This is a genomic window from Streptomyces sp. NPDC102451, assembly GCF_044765485.1.
Classification (GTDB): Bacteria; Actinomycetota; Actinomycetes; order Streptomycetales; family Streptomycetaceae; genus Streptomyces.
This window is the reverse complement of sequence record NZ_JBIWKD010000031.1, coordinates 22449-42372: the sequence shown is the minus strand read 5'-3', so window position 1 is coordinate 42372 and position 19924 is coordinate 22449. Positions and strand designations below refer to the sequence as shown.

Below are 19924 nucleotides of genomic sequence, written 5' to 3'. Positions count from 1 at the left end.
GTCACCCGTTCCCGCCTGGGAAGACTCGTCCGCCAGGGACTCCTCGAACAGCCCGGACGCGGCCGCTACCAGAAACGGACTTAACGCCCTGTCAGGGTCGCAGAAGCCTGACAGCAAGGAAGCACGGAGCCTGGTGGAGCTTGTTGTAGGCCGTTTCGTCGAGTTCTCTCAGGCCCGGCGTCGGGCGAGGCTCGATGAGTTTTTCAAGCATGAATCCGGCGACCAGCAGCTCGTTCAGGAACGTTTCCAGCGGCATGCGCTGGTAGTGGACTGCCAACGGCCCCCCGGCGAGTGGGAGGTCAACCCAGTCCTCGGCGTAGTACGAGCCACCGAATTTCCGCCAGTCAGCCGTCGGGTGGGTCGTCGAGACCAGCAGCCATCCCCCGGGACGCAGGACGCGTCGTAGATCGCCGAGGAGACGAGGCCGATCGGCGATGTGGTGGAGCATCAGTGCGCATACGACTCCGTCGAACGACGCGTCGTCGATGAAGTCAAGCGGCTTCTCCGCGTCGTGCATCCGCAGTTCGGCCCGGTCACCCAATCGCTCCCGCGCGTGACTCAGCAGAGTTGCGCTGCCGTCGATTCCGACTACCTCGGCACCACCCGCGAGGAGTTCGGCCGCGTAGTGCCCGGCCCCGCAGCCGACATCGAGAATCTTCAGCCCGGCAACATCCCCCGCCAGCGCGAGCATCGCCGGCCGGTCGGTGTGTGCGTTGTAGGGGCTGGTGTCGGCGTTCCTTGCGAAGTAGTCGCCGACTTCGTCGTGGTAAGCGGTCTCTGCAGGCATCGTGACAGCATCGCGCCGGTGGCTGCCAACCGCGAGCGGTTTCGGCAGCCCCGGGTGCGTGCGGTGACCGTCAGTGGTCTCCGGCGGTGTATCAGCTCCAGGTGCCTCTTCGCGTAGGCGGTGAACGCCTTCACCGTGTTCTCCGGCCTTCGACAGTCGCGCGGGTCAGGTTCCGTGCGAGCTGCTGATCGGCGAATCCGCGCAGCATCGCGGAGAAGACCTGTTCCGCCGGCCGCAGCAGTGCGATGCCGTCTGTAAGGTGCAGTCTCGCTGCCCCCGGGACGGTCCCTTGAACCTCACTGCCCACCACTCTCCATGGCTCGCATCCAATGCGAGAAAACCGCACCGGATGCGAGTTGATCTTGGTCGTCCGGCGCAGGTGATCGGCCTGGTGCCGGGGTTCTGCGCAGGATCCTCGACCACCGGCGGAGAGTGGCTACCGTCCGCCGCATGCCGGTGGAATGTGTGGGACTGGGCCGGCCAGACCGTTTCCCAGGCCCAGGCGGCGATGCCCACCCGGTTGCGGGCCTTCAGCTTCGCCTGGATGTTCGCGATGTGGGTCTTGGCCGTGCCCGCTGAGATGAAGAGTTTCTCGCCGATCTCGGCGTTGGTGAGGCCCTCGGCGACCAGCCGGGCAATCTCCTGCTCCCGGGCGGTGAGAGGCGACAGAGCCGTGGGCGTTGCGGGGGCGGGGGCAGGGGCGAGGGTCTGGAGCAGGCGGACCGTGATCTGAGGGCTGATGAGGATGTCCCCGGCCATCGCCGCTCTGACACCCTCGATCAGCAGCCCGGGGCCCGAGCGCTTGAGCAGGAACCCGCAGGCGCCGTCGTGCAGTGCCGTGCGTACGTAGGCGTCGTGGTCGAAGGTGGTGACGACGAGGACCCGCATCGGGTTGGGTACGTCCGGGCCGGCGAGGCGTCGGGTGAGTTCAAGGCCGTTCAGGACCGGCATGCGGATGTCGGCGAGGACCAGGTCCGGGCTCAGGGTGCGGGCGAGCTGGACGGCGGTGAGGCCGTCCGCCGCCTCGCCGACCACGGTCATGTCGGGCTGCGAGCCAAGGATCAGGCGGAAGCCGCTGCGTACGTCCGCCTGGTCGTCGGCGATCAGGATGCGGGTCGGGCCGAGGGGCGTCGTCATGGAGACTCCTTCGGGAGCGTGGCAGGAAGGACGGCGGTGAGCTGCCAGCCGCCGTCGCCGTGCGGCCCCGCCGAGAGGGTTCCGCCGAGGGCCTGGGCGTGCTCGGTGAGTGCGGGGAGGCCGAGGCCGCCCCGCCAGACGCGGCGGCGGGCCGGGGCTGGGCGGGCGCCGCGGTCATTGGGGGCGTCCGCGGTGGCGCGCACGGGCGTTCATCGCGTGCACCTTCGGCCGTGGGCCGCATCCCATACTGACGGGCGGCACTATGGCCGCATGACGACACGACCGACGATCACCCTCGTACACGGGGACATCACCGAGCAGCACTGCGACGTCCTGGTCAACGCCGCCAACTCCTCACTCCTCGGCGGCGGCGGGGTGGACGGCGCGATCCACAGGCGTGGCGGGCCCGACATCCTCGCCGCCTGCCGCGACCTGCGGGCCTCCCAGTACGGCAAGGGGCTGTCGACCGGGCAGGCGGTGGCAACGACGGCCGGCCGGCTGCATGCGCAGCACGTTGTTCATACTGTGGGCCCCGTGTGGTCGCGCACTGAGGACCGTTCTGCGTTGCTGGCCTCCTGCTATCGGGAGTCTCTGCGGGTGGCGTCGGAGCTGGAAGCCCGGACGGTTGCCTTTCCGGCGATCTCGACGGGCATCTACGGTTGGCCGCTCGACGACGGGGCCCGGATCGCCGTACGTACGGTCCGCGAGGCGGCGCTCCCTCCGGTCACCGAGGTCCGGTTCGTGCTCTTCGACGAGGAGGCGTACGCCCGCTTCGATGAGGCTCTGAAGGCGTGAGCGAGGGGCCCGGACACATAGACCGATCATGGAGTCTGTCGATCGAACGGGCGTCTCGATCGGGTGATCGCGGGCACTGCCCGGTATGAGAGCCGGTCCTGGCGGTATGCGGGCAAAACCCAAAGGAACGGAGGGCCGCGCGCTGCTACGGTCGGGCGCTATGAGCTGGCTCCCCGATAACTTCGTCCATCCCGTCCTGGTACCTCTGCCGGGCAGTGGTCATCACCTGCGGCCGATCCGGGAGGCGGACACCCCGCTCGACTATCCGGCTGTGATGGGTTCGCGCGAGCGGCTGTGGACCATCTTCGGCCCGGCCTGGGGCTGGCCTGCGGCCACCATGACCTACGAGGGTGACCAAGCCGACCTGTTGCGGCACGAGAAGGAGATCGCCGCACACCAGTCTTTCAACTATGCGCTGTTCGACTCGGCGGAGACAGCTCTGCTCGGCTGCGTCTACATCGACCCACCGGAGAGGGCCGGCGCGGACGGCGAGATCTGCTGGTGGGTGGTGGACGAGCTGGTGGGCAGCAAGGTCGAGCAGGCCCTCGATGAGCTGGTGCCGCAGTGGATCGCCGCCGACTGGCCGTTCGAGCAGCCGCGCTTCCTCGGCCGAGAGATCTCCTGGTCGGACTGGCTCACCCTGCCGGAGCACTCCGACGCGTAAGTAGCTTCTGTCGCACCGAGAGGTTCGGTTGCGCAGAGGCCGTGCGGTGGTGTTGTGTCCTGATCACGTTGGCTCTGTGAGGCTTCAGGCCGAGGCCGTCTCCTTCGGATCTTGCTGCGAGGCCGCCGGGCAGGCGGATCACATAAAGCCGAAGAACCGCGTCCACTAAGTGGGCCGTGCGGAGAAGGGCCCCAGCGCGCTGGGGCCCTCGTAGTCGCTTTCCAGCAGTTCCTCGGGGACGCTTACGAAGCCGAGTTCGGTCAGCGCCCGCTCCACGGTGGCGAGGTCGGCGAGGTCCAGTGCCCCTTCCTCTCGAGCGTCGTCCGTGCCGAAGTAGGCCCCGGGTTGTCGGCGCAGACCTCAGCGAGGGAGCCGAACTTGCTCACGCAGACCACGATCCGCGTCCCGCGGATCGTCGCCTCGGCCGGCACGCGGACACGCCCGTACTCACTGGAGTCCTGCGTGTCCTGCTCGAACTCGCACTCGGCCCCGAAGTCCGTCTCGAGCCGGCGCACCAGCCCGGCGAACGCGAGGCTGACCGCGGCGCGGTCGTAGTTCAGCGGCCACTCCAGACGCTCGGGGTCGTCGAGTTCACGCAGGAGGGCCAGCAGTTCCGTCTCGCTCTGGTGGCCGTGGCCACGATCGCCACCATTACGGACCCCTGCCCCAGCTCGATGTCAGTGCCAGTGGGTACCGTCCCCGAGCCGTCGTCGGAAGAGCTGGGGAGTTGTCATGACAGAGGACATCGCGTGGCTGGCGGAGCTGAAGGAATGGGATTTCACCGTCGTCTTCGCACGCAACATGGACCCGGATGAGCTTGCTCAGCGCCTGAGTGCGAGGGAAGCCTCCCCCGTGGCAAGGCCGCTCACGGAAGCACAGGCGCGCACGATGGCCTGGTCCGGCCAGAGCGAGGACTATGGCGCGGCCAGCGTGGCACGCGTCGGTCGGAGCGGCGGGTGGTCCTTTGCACTGGAGTACGGGGCCCCCGTGGGGGGCTACCGGTGGCGCGAACTTTCGCAGGACGGGAGCGAAGCCGTCGTGCTTTCCTCATGGCCTGATCACCCGCCAGCCCAATTCGAGTACGCGCGCGACGGGCACCTTCTCTGCTCCTTCGGCATCGGCGAGGAGAGGACCAGGCACGGCGAGGACCGCGACATCCTGCTGCCCGCGCTTGTTGGTGAGGGCCTACTCAGACATGGCGGCACAGAGTACGCGGAGGAGAGCGAAGGAATCCGACATCACCGACGACGCTGCCTGACCGTCATCGGAGCCCACTTCGGGCTCTCACTGCCTCAGGACTGGCTCGACGTCACGCCCATGCCCGCCTACGTCGTCAACGGAACCGCCGACACCTTCCTGTTCGATCGCAGCCCGGAAAGCGACGCCGTACGGGCGTGGGCCCGAGCCAACGGCTACCTCGTCAATGACAACGGCCGCATACCCGCCGCCATCCGCGAAGCGTACGCAAACCAGCAGGACTAGGGTCTTTCGTTTGGATCAGGCCGGATCAGGGAGCGGGGTCTGGTGCGTGCAGCTGCAAGGCGGAGGATTGAGGCAACGCGGAGCGATTGGGGTCTCCCCTGGTCGAGCGAAGCCGAGACCTTGGGGAAGATTGACGACAACGCCGCAGATGCGCGTGCCAGGCCTCGCGAGCCCGGCATGATCCAAACGAGAGGCCCGAGATCGCGGGAATGCCGTCCGACAGCCGTCGGCACCAAGGCAACAGTGACCCGGCGGGCCAACTCGGCCTCTCGATCCCACCTCGCCCTTCCACGAACTTGCGCGGAGCAGCACCAGCGCCCGTACCCGGGGTCGTCCCGCACCAGAGCCCGCAAAGGGAGGACCATGTCGGCCCCTCACAGGTGGACCGTGCCCTCACCGGTCCGAGCGCGATTTGATCGTCGACCGCCACGGGACTCCGCTCGCCGGCGGCAACCGGCACGTCGTCACCCTTTGGGTCTACGTGAAAGAAAAGTGCGCTTTGCCGGAGTCGGTGAAAGTGATGCGGAGCGGTCATCTCGAGTGACAAACTCGCAGTTCAGCAAGAGTGCTCCCCGCGCCCGCGGGGATGATCCCAGCACGGGGATCACGCCGTGCATGCCGACACCGTGCTCCCTGCGCCCGCGGGGATGGTCCCGGGCCTGCCAGGCAGGCGCGCGTCTCCTCGCTGTGCTCCCGCGCCTGCGGGGATGGTCCCATCGACGCGGCAAGCGCGTCGGTGGCGCGGATGTACTCCCCGCCCCCCCCGCGGGGATGGCCCCTTGATCCCGTACCAGGGTGCGGTGACGCAGAGGTGCGCCCCGCAGTCGCGGGGATGGTCCCCACGGGGGCGCCTGGGCGCTGACCCGCGAGGCGTGCTCCCCGCGTCCGCGGGGCTGGTCCTCGTCCCCAGCCCATGCTGCCCTTGCCAAGGTGGTCGATGACGGCAGCGCCAGTTCATCGGGCCCGAGGGCCTTGCGACGGGCGTAGGTGGGCCACGGCGATGTCTCGGACGCCCGCAATGGCTTCGGGGGCGAGCCGGTTCAGAGCAGGAATCGCGTGATACCAGCCAGTGGTAGTCAGGGCGTGGTGGAGAGGCTCGACGGCCGCTTCGTTGGCTGGACGTGCGGTTGAGGTCGCTTTCAGGGCCAGGTGCTGGATGGTGTGGGTGAAGCGGTCCGTGCCGATCGGGTCGGGGACGGGACAGGGGCGGGAGGGGACGCGGGCGAGGTGTGATGCCACTGCGGTCAGTGCCGCCGCTCTGCGGTGTGGGGCGGCGGGCAGAGCGGCCACCCGCTGGGCAGCGGTGGTGTCGCACAGGGCTGCGTGAAGTACTGCCAGCGCGGCGGTGGGGAAGTGTCCGGTTCCGCGGTTGGCCATCTCTCCTGCCAGCCAATCCAGCTGGCGGCCGGGTTCTTCTCCGGCACCGAGGCGCAAGAAGGCCAGCACGAGGACGCTTTCGTGATGCCAGGACTGCGGGCTGCTTCGCGTCACCTGCTCACGCGCCGTCTCCATCACTGAGTCGAACATCGACTGCTGTTCAGGCGACAGATGGGCGGTGGCCGGGAGGAGTTCCACGAGTGAGGGCAGCAGCCCTTGGCTTCGGATCGCATGCCGGGCGGCATCCAGGCGCTTCAGCAGTGGAAGGATCAGTTCGCCCGCCGCTTCAGGGGCACGCGTCGCAAGTTCCGTGGCGACAGCGATGCGCGCCGCCTGGTCGGCCTTTCGCCAACCGGCCCGCCGGCCGGCACCGTCCGGCCGCTCGTGCTGCACGATGAGGTCCAGGGAGGACTCCACCTCACCCGCACACGCGAGTGCCTGCGCGGCGTAAGGCCAGCTCGTGTCGGAAGCGGCCGGGGAGGCAGCCGCACGGGCTGCTTCCTGCGCATGGTCGCGCGCTGCGGTCGGCCGGAGAGAGTCCGGAGAGTCCGTATACGCCAGGGCCATGGCGGCGTGCATGCGCACCCGGTCGTCAGGGTGCTGCACCAGATCCAACAGCGGCTCAAGACTGGAGGTCGCGCCGGTACGGATCAGAGCACCCGCCAGGTCCGGCAGCCATACGGGACCGCGGCCCGTTCCGGAGCCGGCAGCAGGCAGGAGGGCCAGTGCCTGTTCCAGGTGGTGTTCTGCCTCATTGACGGCGCCCTGGCCGGCCAGGCGGAAGGCCTGGTCGGCGAATCCGGTGGCCTCGGTGAAGGCTTGATCTTCGTCCTCGTCGGGGGCGAGCTGTCCCGGCTGGTCTGCCGGCTCCCGTGGAAGGAGGCGTTGGCCGAGCTCCAGCATGCGGGCGGTTGTCTCGGGCGATGTCCCGAGATCAGCCAGGGCCTGGGAGAGGACGGCAAGCGTGTGCCGGAAGCCGAATTCGAGATGGAAGGCATCCGCCGGGGGAAGTCGCCCGGCATCCGTGTGCAGCACGTGCTCGAGGTGCCGGCATGCCGCGGCCACGAGTTGCTCAGCCTGCGCCGGCCGGGATTGCGCCACGAGCGAGGCGGCGGTCGCGACCACGGAGAGATTCTCCAGTGTGGGCGCGTCCCGCCACACCTCCGTCGCGTACGTCACGACGCGGTCGTGGAGGCGGTCGGTGCGGTCCGGGGCCGCGGATGCCACCGTCTGCCAGAGCTGAACGGCGGCGGCTGCGGTGGGACCTTCGGCCGGGTCTTCGCCGGCGAGCGTCTCAGCCTGCTCCTCCAGCTCGTCCAAAAGCTCTGCCGCGTGCCCTGGATGGTCCGGTTCCAGCAAGCCGGCAGCCAGCGCCCAGGCCTCGTTGCGGGCCGTACTCGTGCCGCGTGTGGAACGGAGCAGGGCGAGGCCGTCCGCGTACTGTCCCCGGAGATCACGGTCCTTGCCCGGCGCCATGGCAGTCTCCAGCAGGGCGAGGGCCGCTTGCGCTGCTGCGGCGTCCGCCTCGTCGGCGGCATGGCCGAGGCGGTCCGTCTCCCGCAGCGCCGCACGGGCCCACTCCTCTGCTTCGCGAGCAGTGGCGGCGGCCTGCCGGTCGCCCATGGCCTGCAGTACGCGGGCCACACCGGCCAGGTTCAGAGCCTTGTCGACGGCGTGCCCTGATGAGCCCGCAAGCGCGCGGGCACGCTGCGCGTCGCCGAGCCGGGCGATGGTCCCCGCCACGGGGCCCGGCAGCGGCCGTATGCGAGCCAGGAGCATCTCCCGAGAAACGGCAGCAGCTGCCGCAGTGGCCCCGTCCCGCGGCGGCGAGTGGTCCCTGCCGGAGGGCGCGATCAGATCGAGCTGGGCGAGGGCGACATCGGGCCCGGAGCGTTGCACGAGGCGGAGTTGGCGCTGAGGGTCGAGGACCAGGGCCGTGAGCTCGTCGGTGCGTTCCTTCTCGTGCAGCAGCCGGGTGTAACCAGTGAGGAGATAGTTCGGGGTGTCCTCGGGCCAGCCCTCGTCCCGGTACAGCTGGGCCCAGCGGTCCAGGTCGTGGGTGCGTTCGGTGAGGAAACGCCTCCCCAGCTCCTCGCACGCAGTTACGTGGAGTGTGTCGTGGGCCAGCACGAAAGTCTGCCGGCCGGCTTCGGCCTCGGCTTCTGCCCGTACGTCCAGGGGAAGGAGGTCGGTGCGGGTAGGCGCCATGGATCGGCCAACCACAGTGCGGAGTTTGTCCTGCACGTCGTACGGCGTGATGTCGAGGAGCTCGCCCAGGTCCGCGCCGGTGAGCGCGCCTCGTGCGGCGACGAGCAGCCCCAGGAGGCGCCGCCCGATGTCGCGGTCGTCGAGCAGGGTGCGCAGCTCTGCCATGGCGGTGTCCCGGATGACCCGTGCCGCGGGGGACTCGGTCAGCCGCCTGACGACGGCGGGGTCCCGCAGAGGGTGGTCCGGCGCCAGCTTCACCGGGACGCGCGGGTGAGGTCGCCCGGTGACGATGACACGCATGCCGTACGGGGGGACCTTCGGCAGCAGCCCGGCGATGCCCGCACCGTCCAGGCCGGCGTCCGCGTCCTCGTCGAGCCCGTCGACGATCAGCACCAGGCGGCGACCGCGCCCCGCGCACTCACGAGCCGCTGCTTCGTACAGCGGTTCGAGGGTTGGCTGCTTTTGGTCCAGCGCGGAGTAGCGCCTGTTCCCCGCCGCAGCAGCGAGTTGCTCCCCGATCGCCTGTACGAAACCGTCACGGCGGTCGGTGCCCAGGCGCCCCGCGATGACGTAGTGGGCGACGTCCACCCCGGCGGGCAGCTCTCGGACCGCGAACCAGGACAGCAGGGCGGTCTTCCCCGCCCAAGGACCTGCCTGCCACCACAGGTAGGCGGGGGCGTCGTCGGGACCGGTGACGAATTCCGCCATGTCGGCCACTTCCTCCTCCCGCCCCACGAACTCGCGTGGAAGGACATCCCGGAGGGGCTGGGACAGCCCGCCCAGGAGCCGCCCCGGGGAGGCTGCGTGAACGCGGGAGCCACGGCCACCCTTGCCGCTGTTCCTGACGGACTGTGCAGCCTTCAGCCGACGGCCCCAAGCACCGTCAGGCGTCCGGTCGTGGCCGGGCGAACGGAGCACCGCACGATCTTCCAGGAACGGGATCAACACCCGCAGCGTGTACTCGACGTGCCCCCGTTCCTGTGGGGGCGCCTTGAGGAACCAGTCGCTGAGATTCTGCTTCACCACCTTGTGGCCGTGCTGCTCGGCGAGCCGGATCAGGCGTCCGTACCCCAACCCTGTACGACCGCCTGCGGCTTCGTACAACGCCCTCAGCTCATCCGTGAACGTCGGCACCTGTCCGGCACCGCTCCGTCCGCCGTCTGCGGAAGACTTCTCCGGACACATCTTCATTCTCCCTCTGACCTGGGAACATGCCGCTGATCCGCTCCTCCGGACATCGCCGGACGAAGCCCTGAAGCCGGATACCTGTGGGACCGCGCCCGGCGGAGAAGACCACCGGGCGACAACCCCGAAGGGGAGTCCGCGTGTCCGTTCTGCTGACCGTTCTGGAGTCCGCGCTCCAGGAAGCCGCCACCCTCTCCGCCGCGACCGGCCTCGCCTACACCGGGGTCGTCGTCACGGTGGCGGCCTCCTCCGTCCTCTTCCGTAGCCCGCAGCGCCGGCGCGACGCCCGGGCGACGCTGACGATCCTGATGCGCCGTGGTGGGAAGCGGTGATGCCCGTGGGCCTGGTCCTGGCGTGGCTGCAGGGCTTACTCTCGGCCACTGTTGGGTTTTCCCGCCTGTGCGGGGATGGCCCCCGTTAGGAGCAGATCCTTCTCGGCTCCCGCGTGTGCGGGGATGTCTTGTGCCGCGTGACGACCACCCGAATGTGCGGCTGCTCCACGTGCTGAGGGCAACGCATGTTGCCCTCAGCGGGCCAGCACCAGTCCGCAGCTGTAGGCGCGGGCACGGCCGAGGCCGTTCGACAGGACCCCCACCAGGGTTTCCGGGTCGGTGACGGTCAGGGAGCCGCGGATCTCGGCGCGGCCGATTCGGACCGGCTTGCTGCGGTGGGCGCTCGAGACCGTCGGCAGCATGCGGATCCCCAGGGTGTCGGGGTCGGCGGTGGCGCCGATGCGGGCGACGCCGTCCTCGGCGTTCGCCGGGTCCCCATCGGCCTGGAGACGCCGTGCGAACCACCCCTTCACGTGCTCCGGCGTGGTGTGAGCGGTCCGTACGCCACGCGCCTTCTCCGAGGCGGGTTTACCCGACGGCCTGCTGCGGGTCGGGTTGACGACCGTGCGGAAGCCGAAGACTTCGCCCGCTTTGAAGGTGCGGTCGACGGTGATGAGGTGCGGGGCGGCGGTGAAGGCCTCGCGCGGTATACGGGCCCAGTCACCCGGGATCCTGGACTGCACGACCAGGACGAGGGCCGCCGCCTTCAGGTCCACCGACCACGTCGACAGGACACCCATCTGGGCGCGCGCCTCGGGGTCGCCGTCCTCGACCCAGCCCCGGAAGCCGCTCATGACGGTGCGGTGCATCTCCTGGGCGTCGACCAGGGACTTGGCGACCAGAGGGTGCCGGGCGTTCAGCGAGAGTACGGAGTGCGTGGCGACGAAGCGGGCCGTCGAGGCCCGTGTGCTGTTCACGGGATGATGTCCCATCCGGTTGCGGTCGGTGCGATGGTGATGCGCGTACGGGTCTCCCAGCGCGTCACGTGAGCCCGGCGGGCCGGATCGAAGCTGACCGGCTGATCGTTCACCTGCAACGCACCGCGAGTGCCCGACGGCGCCTGGACCCAGGCCCAGGGACGCCGGCCCGAGGTGTCGGGTCCGTCCGGGCCGGGGAGCAGGAGTTTGGCGGCGAACGCGGTGGCGATCGTGCCGGGCAGGATCTCCGCGGCCAGGGTCCCGGAGGGCGGGCAGGACTTCCGGCCGAGCCACAGCAGCCGCTTCGGGTGCTCCAGGGCGTACGCGATTTCCTCCAGCAGAGCCCGGTCCTCGTGCTGGAGCCCGACGACGAACGCCGCGTCCGACAGATACCAGCGCTCCGTGATCATCGCCGAGCGCGACAGCTCGGCCGAGACGAGAGCCCCGGACACCGGGTCGGCCGTGATCTTCTTCGGCGCCCCGTACCAGCCGGCCAGCTCGTGGTGTCCGAAGCCCGGCCCGTCAGCCGCTGCCATGCTCGCGGCGACGGCCGCAGCACGCCGGTGGTCGGTGATGACGTCCCGCGGCCGCAACGGGAACCGGCCGGCGCCGACCGTGTGGTAGTCGCGCACCGGCGTACCCGGGTGGTCGGCGCGCACACCGAAGACGAGCGCGGCGAGGTCGTCCACGGGGTCGGTCCGGTCCCGGCCGAGGGCCGCCGCACACAGGCCGATGACCGCCGACTTGGTGGGGCGGACGTGTGTGTCGCGGTGGGCGAACCGGCTCGCCACTCCCCAGGACTGCAAGGGGGCGGCGAGCCGCACGAGCAGAACCTGCGTGGTCACGCCGTCAGCTCCCCGGCGGAGGCCACGGTCACGGCGCCGGTGTCCTCCAGGGTGCCGAGGAGTTCGTCGATCTGCGGGTCGTACGTGAGGACGCGCCCGGCCCGGATGTCGGGCCGGCGCCGGCTGACGAACGCGTGGTGCTTCAGCAGCCGCCTGACCGCGGCCGGACCGGCGGGCCCCTCGCCGTCCTTGTCGAGAGGGTTCTCGTCGATGGGGGCCTGGAAGGCAGCCGCGTAGTTGTACGGGCGCTCGCCCTCGAAGGCGAGCACCAGAGCGGGCAGCGAGCCGGTGGAGGCCGTCGAGTTCTTCTTCGCTTCGGGGAAGGCGTCGACGAAGGCGGTGACGAACTCCGCCTCGGCCGCGACGGACGCCTCCTCGGCTTCCTGAGCGGTCATCCCGGCCGCCTGGAGGTTCCTGCGCAGCTGCAGGCGGTCGAGGACCGCGTGCCGGTAGAAGGTGCCGGTGATCAGGGACTGGTAGCCGGTCATGCCGGCACCGGCGTCGTCCGCCGCGTCGAGGAAATCCAGCGCGTTCTTCTTGCGGTCGAGCTTCGCGTCGTCGGCCGCCGCGTAGAAGTCGTCGACCTGCTCCGCCTCGTGCACGGTGAAGGCATGGCTGCTCTGGACGGCGCCGTCGACGTTCGGGGAGTCCGCGATCTCGGCGAGGAAGCGTCCGTACAGGGCGATGTCGATGGCGTCGCGCGGGGCGAGCGCGGTGAGGACCGCTGCGCGGGTCGCCCCCGGCACCGCGGGCAGCTTGGCATCGGACGCGGTGGCCTCGTCCGCGTTCGGCTCTTCCTGCGCGCCGTTCTTCCGGGCGCCCTTCTTCCCCTTGGTCGCGGCCGCGGCCGTCTGCGCTGCCACGTACTCCTCGGTCCACGTGCGGACCGTCTCGGCCTGCTCGTCGATGTGCGCGGCAATGCGGCTGCCCGCGTCCGCGGGGGCGAACAGCAGCACCTTGGTCAGGTTGGCGACGGTCTTCTTGCTGGGCTCCCCGAACTTCAGGCCGGTGGCTTCGATGACGGCGCGTGCGGTGCGGACGGCTTCGTCCGCCTCCCAGCCGTGCTCGGAGGTGAGTGCACGGGCGGTGATCAGCGCCCATTCACGGGTCCGGACACCGGTGCTGCGGCCGGCAAGGGCGCCGATGCCCGCATTGGCCCGGTTCCGGGTGTGGACGCGCTCGGCCCTGCGCCGAGCCTGACTGGTGATCATGTGGCGTTCGGTGCCGCCGTAGACGATCGACTTCGGCGACCCGTTCTCGTCACGCACCGGGAGGACGGCCACCAGGGTCTCCAGGAGGTGCAGGGAGAGGAACTGGCTGCCGTTGGGCGCGGCGTTGCTGGTCACGTGGTGGTCTCCTTCTGGAGGGAGGCGGCGGCAGTCGAGGAGGCGGGTCGCTCAGCGGTGGTGCGGGCGGGAGGCATGTGGAAGGCCTCACCCCACTCGTACGCAACGCGGGCTCTGCGGTCGTGCCACCGGTTCAGGTCGTCGACGAGCCGGGCCCAGGACGGCGGCTGCTGGTCGCAGGCCCGCAGGCGGGCGACGGCGTGTTGCAGATGCCGCCAGGGGATGCGGCGGCTGGACACGATGCGGTCGACCAGACGAGCTGCGCCCGGGTTGGCCGGCCCGCGTTGGGATTCACTGCCGATGCGGCGGGCGGCCTCACCGAGACTGCCGTATCCGAAGGCCGGCTTCGACCGTCCTTGGTGGTAGACGGCGAACAGGAAGGCGACCTGGCCGTAGACCTCCCGTTGGGCCTCGGTGGGGCTGTACCAGAGGGCACGGAAATGGGGCTCCCGAAGGACGCGGGGACGCCGGAGCTCGGCGAGGCTCGCACTGTCGTGGTTGTGGACGAGGCTGGCGAGCCAGGCCGTGAGCGCGGCGCTGCTTTCACTGGGACCGGGGCCTTTGCCGGTGGTGGTGGTCATGAAGTCTCTCCTCGGAGTTCGGCCGGGGCCTTCGGCGTGGCCAACTCGTCGTCGAACCGCCTCAGAGCGGCGGCCCGGGCCTTCGCCCCTTGCGAGTTCCTCGGCAGCGGGTCCAGGCATTCGGCGAGGAACCTGCGGGCGGTGGTGGCGACGGTGGCCGCGTACTCGTGGAGGGAGGCCTGGACGTCCTCTCCCAGCGTGGTCTCCTCCATCAGCAGGTCGAAGGACTCCCGCGTTGCCGCCCAGTGCTGGCCACGGGCGTCGAAGCGCGCGATCTGACTCGTCTTGTCGGCCGGCTTGGGGTTCGGGTACGCCACGGCCCAGGCCGCGTACGCCGCCTTCGACAGAGCGGAGGCCACGAACTCCGCGATGTCCGAACCGCGGGAGGAGGCCATGTACAACCTGGCCTCCAGGCCGGGGGCGAACGGGAAGGTTCCGTCGACCCAGGCGATGGCCGTGGTCTGTTTGGCCACGAGCCCGACCGTCCACAGGTCGATGCGTCGCGCGGGCTGCTGGCCGGGCTCAGGAGCGACGTTCTCGGGCGGGAAGAGGGCGAGTCTCCGATACAGGGTGGCCCCGTCGTTGCCGCCGGCTTCGGAGCGTGCCTCGGCGACGGCCGCGTAGAGGGCATGGGCCTGCCGCCAGACGGCGCGGGTCGCGGAAGCCCACAGCGGCTTGCTGGTCCCGTCGGCCCTCTTGGCGTACACGGCGTCCTGCAGGTGCTCATTCGTCAGCGCGAGCAGCTCACCCGCGCCGAGGAGCACGCGGTCCACGTGATCCCCTGTACGGGTCGGACGGAGCAGGATCGACCGGCCGAGACAGCTGTGCAGGTCGGCCGGGCCGGTGACCGGGCGGCCGCTCGGTTTGGCCTTGAACCCCCGACGTTCCTGGCCGACGGTCCAGGTGCGGTTCAGCTCTCCCGGAGGCCCGGAGACCGGAGCCAGGTTGAGGCGCAGCGTCTCGCCGAGGCTGTCCCCGAGCGCGATGACCCGGATCCGGGTGCCGAGGCGGGTGGCGGCGAGGTTGGTGATGGTGGCGCCGAGTGTCTCCTTGCCGGAGATCCTGGCGCGTCCGGCCGGACCGTACACGTGCTGGGTGAGCATGGCCCGGAACGCCTGGGCGGCGGGGAGCGGGTCGGGATGCTCCAGGTGGTGGTGGTCGAAGAACTGGTTGTAGTCCCCGACCCGCTCGATCACCAGCTGCGCCGGCCCTGCCCCGTGCTCGTCGAGGAACGGCGCGAGCAGGGCGTTCTGTCCGAGGGGCTCCGCGGGATGGAAGAGGTCCCAGACCTCGTCCTCGGGGCGCTGGGCGAGCCACTCGGCAGCGGGCCGGAGCGCGTCCTTCTGATCCACCCAGGCAGGCCACTGCGCAGCCGTCTTCGGATACGTGCCGGAGGCGTAGCAGATGGCCAGCAGGAACTCGATGACCGCGACCTTCTCTCCCGGCGTGCCGCCTTCCAGGCTCCGCACGGAATCGGCATCGTGGAGCAGCTCCACCAGGCTCAGATCGACGAGCCGGTCGTCGAGGGTCAGCACCGGGACACAGGGGGATTCCCGGGGATCCCATCGGGGGCCTATGTCCCCGTCACGCAAGGCACTTGATCCAGCCACGCTCCTTCGTCTCCCCCTTGCTCATAACGGTTGCCTGCTCGAACGAGACAGGACGCTAGCAGCCCGAAGTCCCAGGAACGACCGATTCGGAGAATCTTCAAAAACGCTGCGTGTACGTGCAGTTGAGGGGCAACGTGCGCTGCGAACTCGTGCAGTCCCACCCGCTCGGCCTTCCGCGGGGCCTTGGCCCTGCCGTTTCTGTGAGCTTCGTGTGAGTCCTGACGTAGGGATGCCCCCTCCCGAGCCGACGACCGACTCTGACCTGGCCATGTGCGGAGGCTCCGATGTTCCGCCTCACATCAGGCGTACAGAATCACGGAACTGGGTGCATATCCCGACGCCAGGCTAGGTCCCGGACGTACCGCAGGGGTGCGTGCCGTGGAGCAGGACTCTGGAGGCACCGATGATCGAAGTGCAGGGGCTCACCAAGCGTTACGGTGAGGTGCTGGCCGTCGACGACCTGAGCTTCACGGTTCGTTCCGGGGAAGTCACGGGCTTCCTGGGGCCGAACGGGGCAGGGAAGTCGACCACCATGCGCATGGTTCTGGGCCTGGACGCACCCACCTGCGGCTCTGCCACGGTCAACGGTCGCCCGATGGCCACGCAGCCCGCGCCACTGGAGGCCATCGGCGCTCTCCTCGACGCCGGCGCGGTGCTGCCCAGCCGCAGTGCCTACCACCATCTCCTGGCGCTCGCGGCGAGCAATGGGCTTGCTCGCGGCCGCGTCGACGCCGTTCTGGAAGAGGTGGGGCTCGCCGGAGTGGCCCGGAGAGCGGCCGGAACCTATTCCTTGGGGATGAAGCAGCGGCTCGGTATCGCTGCTGCCCTGCTGGGGGACCCGCCGGTGCTGGTACTGGACGAACCGCTCAACGGGCTCGACCCGGAAGGCATCGTCTGGATACGAGGGCTCATGCGGCGTATGGCGGGCGAGGGACGGGCCGTGCTCATGTCCAGCCATCTGATGAGCGAGATCGAACTCACCGCCGACCATCTCGTCGTCATCGGCCGCGGGCGGCTGATCGCTGATACCAGCATGGCCGATTTCATCACCGAGCACTCCGGGCGCGAGGTCGTCGTTCGCAGCCCGCATGCCGAGTCGTTCGGTCAGCGGCTGACCGGTGCGGGCGCGGCCGTCCGGGCCGTCGGTGAGAACCGTCTGGTCGTGGCCGGACTCGACGCTTCCCGGATCGGTGCCCTTGCGGCTGCCGGCGGCGTGGAGCTGCACGAGCTGGCCCACAGGCAGACCTCTCTCGAAGACGCCTTCATGGCACTCACCCAAGACAGCGTCGAGTACTCGGCAGACAAGGAAGCCGCCTGATGGCCACCACTGAGAGCAGTACGCGCACCCGTACGCCGCGCACCTCCCTGGCGTGGGCGACCAGCGGGCCGTCCAAGCCGGACCGAGGTCAGCGCGTGGGCCGGGCCACCTTCAGGAACTCCCTGCGGGCCGAGTGGATCAAGATTCGTACGATGCGGTCGACGCTGTACGTCGTCCTCGGCACCCTCGTCATCGGAGCGGGCATCGCCACCTTGGTGGGCTCCTCCGCCGGGGACGAATTCGCCGCCATGACGACCGCGGACAAGCTCGCCTTCGACCCCTTGGCCCTCAGCCTGAGGGGTTACATGATGGCCCAGGTCGCCATCGCCCTCCTGGGTGGCATGGTCATCACAGCTGAGTACGGCAGCCGGACGGTTGTCAGCACGCTGACTGCGGTCCCGCACCGGGGCCGGGTCCTTGCGGCCAAGGCCGCCGTTCTCGCCGTGGTCGCCTTCCTGACCGGACTGCTGTTCACGTTCGTCGGGTTTCTCGCCGGGCAGGCGGCACTCAAGGGCGGGGGAGCGCCGCACCTGGTGCTTTCGGACCCCTCAGTGTGGCGTGCCATCCTCGGTGGCGCCCTCTTCCTCGCGCTGGCCTCGCTCCTGGGACTCGCCGTGGGCACGATGATCCGTTCCACTACGGGCACGGTGACGACCTTGTTCGCCGCCTTTCTGATCGTTCCGGCGTTCGGTCCCGCCTTTCCCGGACCCTTGTCGGAGTGGACAGGGAAATACTGGCCGCCCTCCGCCGGCGGTCAGATCATGACCGGTCACCAGGACCCGGCGCTGCTTCACCCCTGGCCCGGTCTCGCGGTGATGGCGGGATGCGTCGTGCTCCTGCTGACGGCCGCGTTTCTTACGTTCCGCAAGCGGGACGCATAGCAGGATGAGCAAAACGATCAGGACGGAACGGCCATGACAGAACACCTCCTGGTGGTAGAGGACGACACCACGCTGCGCGAACTGCTCTCCGCGAGCCTGCGCCTGGTCGGCTTCGCAGTCACGCCGGTCACGACCGGAACCGAGGCACTGGCCGCAGTGCAGCAGGTGCGACCCGACCTGATCATCCTCGACGTGATGCTGCCGGATTTCGACGGCTTCGAAGTCGCGCGGCGGCTACGGCAGGATCTGCCGACCCCGACGACCGGTCCTCCACCCGTGCTGTTCCTCACCGCACGCGATGCGGCCGAGGACCGGATCAACGGGCTGACGGTCGGTGGTGACGACTACGTCACCAAGCCGTTCAACCTGGAAGAACTCATCCTCCGTATCCGCGCCATCCTGCGGCGCGTCAGCGGCCAGCAGCCGGACGGCCGACTCGTCGTCGGTGACCTCACGCTGGACCCGGAGAGCCGCCAGGTGACCCGTGCAGGGGAAACGGTCACGTTGTCCCCCACCGAGTTCAGTCTGCTGCGCGTGCTGATGGAGCACGCGGGGCAAGTGCTGTCCAAGGAACAGCTCCTGGACCTCGTATGGCAGTACGACTTCGGCGGGGACGACAGCATCGTCGCCTCCTACGTCAGCTATCTGCGCCGCAAGATGGACACCAGGGAACCCAAGCTGATCCACACGGTGCGCGGCACCGGCTACATGCTGCGCAGGCCACTGCAGTGACCCCACACGTCCCCCGCAGCCGGCGGCTCTCCCTGCGCGCCAGGCTGCTGGCACTCACGCTGGCGCTGTTGGTCGCCGCGCTGCTCGGCAGTACGGGCCTGGTCATCGACCAGCTCCGGCGCACGCTCGTTCAGCAGTTGGATGAGCGCATCCACAGCGCCGCCGTGGTGGCCCAACGCCTGCCCGACCTCCAGGGTCTGGTCGGGGAGAAGCAGATACGTAACACCGTGGAACAGCAGGGAATCCGGGACGTCTACGCGGCCCGCCTGGGCCCCGACGGACATGTCGCGCGTGTGATCCGGCCTGCTGGGGGAGCACCGCCCGCACTGCCCCGTCTCGATACTGCGGCGGTCGCCGAGCATGACGGCGAGCCCTTCTCCGTCGGTTCCGTCGCGGGCGATGAGGAGTGGCGGGCCGTTGCCCTCCCGAACGGGTCGGGCCAGCCTGCGGGCAGCGTGGTCGCGGCCGGATCGCTCAGCGAGGTGGATGCCTCCATGCGCCGGCTCAGCGGTCGTGTGCTGCTGATCGACGTGGCCGTCATGGGGCTGCTGGGCGTAGCCGGCTGGTTCGCCGTGCGGGCCGGGCTGAGACCGCTCCGCCGGGTCGAGACGACAGCGGCCGCGATCGCTGCGGGGGACCTGTCCAGCCGAGTGCCGGAACTGGCCGCTCCCGGCACCGAGCTCGGCAGTCTGTCCGCCTCGCTCAACACCATGCTCGACCGTATCGAGGCCGGTGACGCCGTACGCGCTGATGCCGAGCGCAGCATGCGCCGCTTCATTGCTGACGTCAGCCATGAACTGCGTACACCACTGGCGGGTATCAAGGGCTTTACCGAGCTGTACCGGATGGGCGGTATGCCTGCGCGGACCGACGTGGACGGCGCGATGAGCCGCATGGAGCGCGAGGCCGGGAGGCTGGTCGACCTGGTGGAAGAACTGCTGCTCCTCGCCCGGTTCGACGAGCGCGGTGCCGCAGCGGTTCAAACCCTCCAGCTCACCCCCATGGACCTGCGCACACTGGCTGCCGACGCCCTGCGCGACCTGAGGGCCCTCGATCCCGATCGGTCCGTCGTCCTGACCGGGCCGGACGGCGGTCCACCGGGCGGCGCTCCCGTCCTGGGGGACGAGGCGAGGCTTCGCCAGGTCATGTCCAACCTGGTCGGCAACGCCATCGCCCACACCCCGGCAGGCAGCCCGGTACGAATCGGTGTGGGGGTACAAGGAGGACAAGCTGTCCTCGAACTGTGCGACCAGGGGCCGGGGATGACCGCTGAGCAGGCTGCCCGCGTCTTCGACCGCTTCTATCGCGCCGACACGGCCCGCGGCCGGACCCAGACCGGTGGCGCCGGCTTGGGCCTGTCCATCGTCCACTCCCTGGTCACCGTCCATGGCGGCCGCGTAGAAGTGCACACCGCCCCCGGCCAGGGGGCCACCTTCCGCATCCTGCTCCCACTGCACACCGAGCCCCCCGGCGTCTGACAGGCGCGTCGGCTGTGCATGAACCGCACGGCCATGGGCGAGAGCGGCTGCCCGCGCCGCGGCGCGCTCGGTAGTGTGTGCCAGCGCTCCCCGCGACCCGGGGATGGACCCGAGCGTGGTGTACACAAGGGCGAGCGGATCGAGTTCCCCGCAACCGCGGGGATGGCCCCAGGGCGATGAAGAGCAGGGCGAGTAAGGTGATGTGCTCCCCGCGCCGCGGGGATGGTCCCCGGCTTTGCACCGCCACCC

General features: G+C 69.7%; 17 protein-coding genes and 1 pseudogene. 8 read left to right on the top strand and 10 right to left on the bottom strand.

The features are described 5' to 3' along the window. Positions 1 to 91: 91 nt before the first annotated feature. The 3 genes and pseudogenes from ACIRD8_RS36645 to ACIRD8_RS36635 form a co-directional block, all read right to left on the bottom strand. Positions 92 to 787, bottom strand: a complete 696-nt coding sequence (locus ACIRD8_RS36645; protein ID WP_404001769.1) for a class I SAM-dependent methyltransferase — start codon at positions 785 to 787, stop codon at positions 92 to 94. A 436-nt stretch (positions 788 to 1223) separates the two neighbouring features. Continuing rightward, a pseudogene (locus ACIRD8_RS36640) lies at positions 1224 to 1924 on the bottom strand (response regulator). Further along, positions 1921 to 2127, bottom strand: coding sequence for a hypothetical protein (locus tag ACIRD8_RS36635; protein ID WP_404001766.1), 207 nt, complete (start codon positions 2125 to 2127; stop codon positions 1921 to 1923). Before ACIRD8_RS36635 ends, ACIRD8_RS36640 begins: the two are co-directional and overlap by 4 nt. Before the next feature lie 67 nt (positions 2128 to 2194). Here ACIRD8_RS36635 and ACIRD8_RS36630 point away from each other — a divergent pair, with 67 nt between their 5' ends. Both ACIRD8_RS36630 and ACIRD8_RS36625 read left to right on the top strand, forming a co-directional pair. Then, a complete protein-coding gene (locus ACIRD8_RS36630; RefSeq protein ID WP_404001763.1) occupies positions 2195 to 2719 on the top strand; it encodes an O-acetyl-ADP-ribose deacetylase in 525 nt (174 codons plus the stop codon). Positions 2720 to 2879: 160 nt separating this feature from the next. Beyond that, on the top strand, positions 2880 to 3383 hold the full coding sequence (locus ACIRD8_RS36625) for an N-acetyltransferase (RefSeq protein ID WP_404001760.1): 504 nt from the start codon (positions 2880 to 2882) through the stop codon (positions 3381 to 3383). A gap of 260 nt (positions 3384 to 3643) precedes the next feature. Here the strand turns inward: ACIRD8_RS36625 and ACIRD8_RS36620 are convergent, their stop codons facing one another. Then, positions 3644 to 3898 carry a hypothetical protein gene (locus tag ACIRD8_RS36620; RefSeq protein WP_404001757.1) on the bottom strand — a complete coding sequence of 85 codons (255 nt, stop codon included), beginning with the start codon at positions 3896 to 3898 and terminating at the stop codon, positions 3644 to 3646. 217 nt (positions 3899 to 4115) lie between these two features. Between ACIRD8_RS36620 and ACIRD8_RS36615 the strand changes: the two genes are divergently transcribed. Then, on the top strand, positions 4116 to 4865 hold the full coding sequence (locus ACIRD8_RS36615; protein ID WP_404001754.1) for a histone-like nucleoid-structuring protein Lsr2: 750 nt from the start codon (positions 4116 to 4118) through the stop codon (positions 4863 to 4865). Positions 4866 to 5819: 954 nt separating this feature from the next. Here ACIRD8_RS36615 and ACIRD8_RS36610 read toward each other — a convergent pair. After that, positions 5820 to 9158 (bottom strand): hypothetical protein, encoded by a 3339-nt coding sequence (locus tag ACIRD8_RS36610; protein ID WP_404001751.1) that lies wholly within the window; start codon positions 9156 to 9158, stop codon positions 5820 to 5822. Between the two features lie 617 nt (positions 9159 to 9775). Between ACIRD8_RS36610 and ACIRD8_RS36605 the strand changes: the two genes are divergently transcribed. Then, positions 9776 to 9967, top strand: coding sequence for a hypothetical protein (locus ACIRD8_RS36605; RefSeq protein WP_404001748.1), 192 nt, complete (start codon positions 9776 to 9778; stop codon positions 9965 to 9967). Positions 9968 to 10161: 194 nt separating this feature from the next. On the opposite strand, the gene ACIRD8_RS36600 is transcribed toward ACIRD8_RS36605, so the two are convergent. From ACIRD8_RS36600 to ACIRD8_RS36580, 5 genes are read right to left on the bottom strand one after another with little or no spacing between them, the layout of a single operon-like run. Then, a complete protein-coding gene (locus ACIRD8_RS36600; RefSeq protein ID WP_404001745.1) occupies positions 10162 to 10884 on the bottom strand; it encodes a type I-E CRISPR-associated protein Cas6/Cse3/CasE in 723 nt (240 codons plus the stop codon). Continuing rightward, positions 10881 to 11729, bottom strand: a complete 849-nt coding sequence (cas5e, locus tag ACIRD8_RS36595; protein ID WP_404001742.1) for a type I-E CRISPR-associated protein Cas5/CasD — start codon at positions 11727 to 11729, stop codon at positions 10881 to 10883. Before cas5e ends, ACIRD8_RS36600 begins: the two co-directional genes overlap by 4 nt. Beyond that, positions 11726 to 13075 carry a type I-E CRISPR-associated protein Cas7/Cse4/CasC gene (locus ACIRD8_RS36590; protein ID WP_404001740.1) on the bottom strand — a complete coding sequence of 450 codons (1350 nt, stop codon included), beginning with the start codon at positions 13073 to 13075 and terminating at the stop codon, positions 11726 to 11728. Before ACIRD8_RS36590 ends, cas5e begins: the two co-directional genes overlap by 4 nt. Next, on the bottom strand, positions 13072 to 13656 hold the full coding sequence (casB, locus tag ACIRD8_RS36585; RefSeq protein WP_404001737.1) for a type I-E CRISPR-associated protein Cse2/CasB: 585 nt from the start codon (positions 13654 to 13656) through the stop codon (positions 13072 to 13074). The genes ACIRD8_RS36590 and casB overlap by 4 nt, the downstream gene beginning before the upstream one ends. Beyond that, the gene (locus tag ACIRD8_RS36580) at positions 13653 to 15191 is read right to left on the bottom strand and encodes a type I-E CRISPR-associated protein Cse1/CasA (protein ID WP_404001734.1); all 1539 of its coding nucleotides are present in this window, start codon (positions 15189 to 15191) and stop codon (positions 13653 to 13655) included. Before ACIRD8_RS36580 ends, casB begins: the two co-directional genes overlap by 4 nt. Positions 15192 to 15669: 478 nt before the next feature. Here ACIRD8_RS36580 and ACIRD8_RS36575 point away from each other — a divergent pair, with 478 nt between their 5' ends. The 4 genes from ACIRD8_RS36575 to ACIRD8_RS36560 are packed head-to-tail and all read left to right on the top strand — an operon-like array spanning position 15670 to position 19675. Further along, positions 15670 to 16584, top strand: a complete 915-nt coding sequence (locus ACIRD8_RS36575; RefSeq protein WP_404001731.1) for an ABC transporter ATP-binding protein — start codon at positions 15670 to 15672, stop codon at positions 16582 to 16584. Next, a complete protein-coding gene (locus ACIRD8_RS36570; RefSeq protein WP_404001728.1) occupies positions 16584 to 17465 on the top strand; it encodes an ABC transporter permease in 882 nt (293 codons plus the stop codon). The genes ACIRD8_RS36575 and ACIRD8_RS36570 overlap by 1 nt, the downstream gene beginning before the upstream one ends. Positions 17466 to 17498: 33 nt before the next feature. Then, the gene (locus tag ACIRD8_RS36565; RefSeq protein WP_404001725.1) at positions 17499 to 18197 is read left to right on the top strand and encodes a response regulator transcription factor; all 699 of its coding nucleotides are present in this window, start codon (positions 17499 to 17501) and stop codon (positions 18195 to 18197) included. Beyond that, on the top strand, positions 18194 to 19675 hold the full coding sequence (locus tag ACIRD8_RS36560) for a sensor histidine kinase (protein WP_404001722.1): 1482 nt from the start codon (positions 18194 to 18196) through the stop codon (positions 19673 to 19675). The genes ACIRD8_RS36565 and ACIRD8_RS36560 overlap by 4 nt, the downstream gene beginning before the upstream one ends. Positions 19676 to 19924: the final 249 nt, after the last annotated feature.